Below are 5,246 nucleotides of genomic sequence, written 5' to 3' on the forward strand. Positions count from 1 at the left end.
CCAGCTGCTCAGCCGCGCCCTGGAGCTGGCGGCGCAGGACCTGGAGGCCGGCCGCCGCCCGCTGGCCCACTGGCCGCTGTTCTTCGCCCGCGACCTGGCCCCGCCGGACGAGGCCCGCGAGGACGTCCGCGACTGGGTGCTGGCGCATGCTGATCCCCTGCTGAGCGACGGCGAGGCCGTGGCCCAGGCGGTCGAGGCCCGCACGGTGCGCGACCTGGGCGACGCCTTCGAGACGGCGCGCGGCCTCACCCGCCGCCTGCGCGTCGAGGCCTGGTTGCAACTGGCGCTGTGGGACGATCCCCGCATCCCGGCCAACGCCGAGACCCGCTGGCTGATGCGCGCCGGCGGCCGGCGGCTTATGGCGCGGCTGGGGGAGGCGTGAGCGGAGACGCCCTCTCTCTAAGAGAGAGGGAACAACGCGGCGGCTTAGTCGATGCGGCCGAATTCGAAGGCGTTGAGGCCGACGATGACGCCCAGGAAGATGGCGATGATCAGGATCGCGAGCATGGGCGTGTCTCCGCTTGTTGTTCTCTGGTTTCCTCTGTCAGCGGCTTTAGCGGTCAATGTTCGATGGGGCAAGGCTCCGCCGCCGCCAGAGCCCTCGGCGCGCGGCGGCCGCCGGAACCGGCGACACTTTCGACTGCCACGCTTCTTCGAAAGGCTCTAGGTTCATGGCCATGCTCTGGCGCCGCAAGGTCGAACCGTTCGCCCGTCCCTTCGTCTTCGCCTGGTTCCGCTGGAACCGGGGCCTGACCCTGGGCGTGCGCGGCCTGGTGACCGACGCCGAAGGCCGGGTGCTGATGATCCAGCACACCTATGTGCCCGGCTGGTACCTGCCCGGCGGCGGGGTGGAGAGGCGCGAGACGACCGAGACCGCCCTGGCCCGCGAACTTCAGGAAGAGGCCGGCGTGCGGGTGCTGGGCCGTCCCACCCTGCTGTCGGTGCACAGCAACGAGCCGCGCCATCCGGGCGACCACGTGCTGGTCTACCGCGTCCACGCCTGGGAGCCCTGCGAGGCCTCGGCCCAGGGCGAGATCCACGAGATCGCCTGGCACCATCCCGACGCCCTGCCCGACGACGTCACCGCCGCCACCCGCCAGCGCATCGCCGAGGCGCTGCATGGGGCGCAGGTGGATCCGATGTGGTGAGGGCCTGCGCAAGGCGCGGCCACGGGCGATAGATTCGGCGGCGCAGCCGCTTCAAACGCCTGACCCCGTCATTGTGCGCCCAAATCGCGCTTGTAGCCGAAGCCTAACGACAACAGGCCGACGGCCAAAGCGTAGGTAGAGGACCATTCGTTCAGGTAAGCTTCGAGGGCGCCTCTGCGCCCTTCTGGGGACGGCCGCCGTGCTGGCCGCGCCCCATTTCGCCCGGGCCGAGGACACGTCGAACGCGCCCTCGCCCGTCCAGGTCCTGGCCCGCGAGTTCGGGGCCGTCGGCCTGACCGCCGAGCTGAACAGCGAGGAGTATTTCGGTGCGGTGCAGGCGCGGGTCGGGGCCTATACGGCGCTGGACTCAGGCGACGCCGACCCGGCGCTGAGGCTGACCAACACCGTGGTTCCGGTCAACGCCACCTTCGCCCTGACGCAGGACGCCCGCTGGTTCGTGAAGCTGGCGGCATCCGATATCGACGCCGAGGCGAGCTCGCACGGCGACACCCTGTCGCGCTCGGCGACGCAGTCGGCCCTGGCCCAGCTGCAGTACCGGCCCCGGCCGGGCACGCTGATCGGCCTGGGCGTCACCTACGAGAAGGCCAGGGTCGACCTGGAGGGCGGCGGCCGCATCGAGGCCCCGGGCGCGGGCCTGCGGCTGGACCTGCTGCAACGGCTGGGCGCCCATGCGGGCCTGGCGGCCAAGGTGCTGTGGACGAACGGCGCCTCGACCGCGACCATCCCCCTGGGCGGCGGCCTGGTGCTGACCGACAAGGCCGACGCGCCGCGCACCTATGTGCAGCTGGGCGTGCTGGGCCTGGTGCAGAACAAGGACTGGACCGTGGTGCCCGAGGGCTGGAGCCTGCGCCCGGCCGGCCGGCTGATCTTCCAGCGCAAGGACGTGGCCGACTCGGTCAACAGCCTGGGCGTGTTCGAGGCCGGCGGGGTCCAGGACTACGGTGAGGTGATGGTCAGCGCCCGGCTGCAGAAGGACGAGCTGCGTCCCGGCCGCCTCGCCCCGTTCGTCGAGCTGGGCGGCGAGGCGCCGTTCCGCAACACAGTGCCCGGCCCCGCCGCCGATCCGCCGCTGGCCTACGCCAAGCTCGGCGCCTATGTGCGCACCGGCCGCTGGGGGTTCCTCAACGCCTACTACGCCTATCGCGACTCGCTGGACGGGTCGTTCCGCTCGGGCACGGCGGAGGTGCTGCTCAGCCTGGCGCTCTGACCCTCTCCACGTCCGGGCTTGCACCCTTGTGGCGGGAGGCCACGGTTCCGCCGACATGCAGGGCGCAAGCGGCGTGCTCGGCGCGCCGCCCCTGCTGCTCCCGCGGCTGCCTGGATGGTCAAGCGGCGAGGCGCATCATCGCTTCGAACCGCGCGAACGACGGTCGCGACCTTCAGGGTCGCTGCTGCGCGGATCGCCGCCCGACAGTTAATCGCATTTTAAAATCAAATATAGCCACACCCAAAAAGGTTCTAATGAAGAACATTACAGACAATTAATACCGATTACTGCATCCAAACATCCGCCCCATCGCCTCTACAGCATGCATCAAAACGATCTGCGCACGCCTCAATATGGGTGCGCGGCATGGGAATTTATTTCCTGAAGCAGTCGGAGGGGGACTTATGAGTGGAGTCGAGATTTTTGCACCGCGCGCGCCTGAAAGCCGACGCACCTGGACCGCCGCGGCGCTGGTCCTGATCGTCGTTTTCTTTCTGATCGGACAACTGGCGACCATCTTCGCCATCTTGAAGCCGATGGGCTATCACAAGGCCGACCTCGATACCCAGTGGCAGCCGCTCGCCATCTACCTGGCCGGCGGAGGCGTGACTATAATCCTCATCGTTGCCTGGGCGTTTCTGTTCGAGCGCAGATCACCCGCAGCCTTGGGCTTCAACGCCAAGATGGCCGGCGCCTATCTGCGCGGACTGGCCGTCGGAGGGCTTTGCCTCGGCGCCGTCGTCGGCGTCATTTTCGCCGCGGGCGGTTACAAGGCCGCCGGGGATTTGTCTTTCGGCTTGCTGGCGCCGGCCGTCCTGACGCCGTTTCTCGCCCTGCTTGGCGGGTACATGATCCAGGGAGCCGCCGAAGAAACCATGCTGCGCGGCTGGCTGATGCCCCTGGTCGCCTCCAGGCACGGATTGATCGTCGCGGTTCTGCTCAACGCCGGCTTCTTCGCCCTGCTCCATGCGAGCAATATCGATCCGTCGAAGGAACTCGCGCTCGGGCTCCTCAACCTGTTCCTTTTCGCCGTCACGCTCAGCCTCTACGCCGTCAAGGAAGGATCATTGTGGGGCGTGTGCGCTTTCCACACGGCCTGGAACGCCCTCCTTGGCACGGGTTTCGGATGGGATGTCAGCGGCCAGAAGGTCGCCATCGCACCGGTCGTCGTGGGCCTGACGCCGGCCCCTGACGCGCCGTGGTGGCTTACCGGCGGGACTTTCGGCCCGGAGGCGAGCGTCGCCACCACGATCGTCCTTGCTGGAGCCTGCGCCTATCTGATCGCAAAGGGGGCCTTGAAGGCGGCGTCCAAGGCGCATTAGGCGCCGCGCCTGCGAGGGCGGGCGGAGGGCTCGCCCCACGCGCCGTCCCCGCGCCCCGCGACTTCCCGCGCGATCCGTGCTAAGCGCCCGGCCAACGAAATTCACGAGAGTTCCATGGCCCTGAAAGTCGCCATCGTCGGCCTGCCCAACGTCGGCAAGTCCACCCTGTTCAACGCCCTGACCCAGACGGCGTCGGCCCAGGCCGCCAACTATCCGTTCTGCACGATCGAGCCCAACACCGGCGAGGTCGCCGTGCCGGAGCCGCGCCTGGACGCCCTGGCCAAGATCGCCGGCTCCAAGGAGATCATCCCGGCCCGGATCACCTTCGTCGACATCGCCGGCCTGGTGCGCGGCGCGTCCAAGGGCGAAGGCCTGGGCAACCAGTTCCTGGCCAACATCCGCGACTGCGACGCCGTGGCCTTCGTGGCCCGCTGCTTCGAGGACGGCGACATCGTCCACGTGGAAGGCCGCATCGACCCGCTCAGCGACCTCGAGATCATCGAGATGGAGCTGATGCTGGCCGACCTGGAGAGCCTGGAAAAGCGCGTTCCGGCCCTGGAGAAGCGCGCCAAGGTCGGCGCCGACAAGGAAAGCGCCAACACCCTGCGCCTGGCCAATGTCGCTCTCGCCCTGCTGCGCGAAGGCCGCCCGGCCCGCGCCGCCAAGATCGACGCCGACGACGAAAAAGCCTGGCACATGCTGCAGCTGCTGACCTCGCTGCCGGCCCTCTATGTCTGCAACGTCGATGAAGGCAGCGCCGACAAGGGCAACAAGTACAGCGACCTGGTGACCGAACGGGCCGCCAAGGACAACGCCAAGAGCGTGGTCATCTCGGCCCAGATCGAGAGCGAGATCGCCCTGCTCGACGCCGAGGAGCGCGCCGAGTTCCTGGAAACCCTGGGCCTCGAAGAGCCGGGCCTCAACCGCCTGATCCGCGAAGCCTACAAGCTGCTGGACCTGCAGACCTATTTCACGGTCGGCCCCAAGGAAGCCCGCGCCTGGACCATCCATGTCGGCGACACCGGCCCGCAGGCGGCCGGCGTCATCCACACCGACTTCGAGAAGGGCTACGTCCGCGCCGAGACCATCGCCTTCGAGGACTTCGTCAAGCTGGGCGGCGAAAACGGCGCCAAGGAAGCCGGCAAGATGCGGGCCGAAGGCAAGGACTACGTCGTCAAGGACGGCGACGTGATGCACTTCCGCTTCAACGTCTGATCCGAACGGGCCTCGGCGGCGACGCCGGGGCCCGCTTCGCGTTGACCGCGAGGTATCCGCCCGACACACTCCCGACTAGAGATTCCAGGCGTTTGGCGGGGCTTTAGTCGCGTATGATCGGTGCTTTGATCGCTCTTGGCCTGATGCAGGCGAGTTCGGGCGCGTCGCCCGAGCCCCTGCCGTCCTCGTACTTGCCGCCCAAGTCCTCCGCCGGCCGGAACTGCCCCAGGAACCTCGAGCCCGACCATCCGCTGGTGGTCACCGGCCGCTGCTCGGCCGCCTCGACGCTGGACCTGCTGGCCAACAAGATGACCGCCCTGCCCGGCGCGGCCC

Annotated in this window: 6 protein-coding genes; all 6 read left to right on the forward strand. The window is 68.4% G+C overall.

Annotation, left to right across the window (positions count from 1 at the left end; translation table 11 throughout):
• Positions 1-382, forward strand: a 382-nt coding sequence (locus DMC18_RS26255; protein WP_158285969.1) for a hypothetical protein, incomplete at its 5' end; no start/stop codon positions are given.
• A 295-nt stretch (positions 383-677) separates the two neighbouring features.
• Positions 678-1,148 carry an NUDIX domain-containing protein gene (locus tag DMC18_RS23000; RefSeq protein ID WP_110120488.1) on the forward strand — a complete coding sequence of 157 codons (471 nt, stop codon included), beginning with the start codon at positions 678-680 and terminating at the stop codon, positions 1,146-1,148.
• 199 nt (positions 1,149-1,347) lie between these two features.
• A complete protein-coding gene (locus DMC18_RS23005) occupies positions 1,348-2,376 on the forward strand; it encodes a hypothetical protein (protein WP_110120479.1) in 1,029 nt (342 codons plus the stop codon).
• Positions 2,377-2,780: 404 nt separating this feature from the next.
• Positions 2,781-3,698 carry a CPBP family intramembrane glutamic endopeptidase gene (locus DMC18_RS23010; RefSeq protein WP_110133343.1) on the forward strand — a complete coding sequence of 306 codons (918 nt, stop codon included), beginning with the start codon at positions 2,781-2,783 and terminating at the stop codon, positions 3,696-3,698.
• Between the two features lie 114 nt (positions 3,699-3,812).
• Positions 3,813-4,913, forward strand: a complete 1,101-nt coding sequence (ychF, locus tag DMC18_RS23015; RefSeq protein WP_110120481.1) for a redox-regulated ATPase YchF — start codon at positions 3,813-3,815, stop codon at positions 4,911-4,913.
• A 113-nt stretch (positions 4,914-5,026) separates the two neighbouring features.
• Positions 5,027-5,246 (forward strand): hypothetical protein (locus tag DMC18_RS25730; RefSeq protein WP_146218185.1); only part of this gene is annotated, 220 nt, incomplete at its 3' end.

This window comes from Caulobacter sp. D5, from assembly GCF_003185805.1.
In the GTDB taxonomy this organism is placed as follows: Bacteria; Pseudomonadota; Alphaproteobacteria; order Caulobacterales; family Caulobacteraceae; genus Caulobacter.

Coding starts and splice junctions, on each gene's coding strand:
- ychF (WP_110120481.1), top strand. CDS start 3,813: ATGGCCCTGAAAGTCGCCATCGTCGGCCTGCCCAACGTCGGCAAGTCC.
- DMC18_RS23000 (WP_110120488.1), top strand. CDS start 678: ATGCTCTGGCGCCGCAAGGTCGAACCGTTCGCCCGTCCCTTCGTCTTC.
- DMC18_RS23010 (WP_110133343.1), top strand. CDS start 2,781: ATGAGTGGAGTCGAGATTTTTGCACCGCGCGCGCCTGAAAGCCGACGC.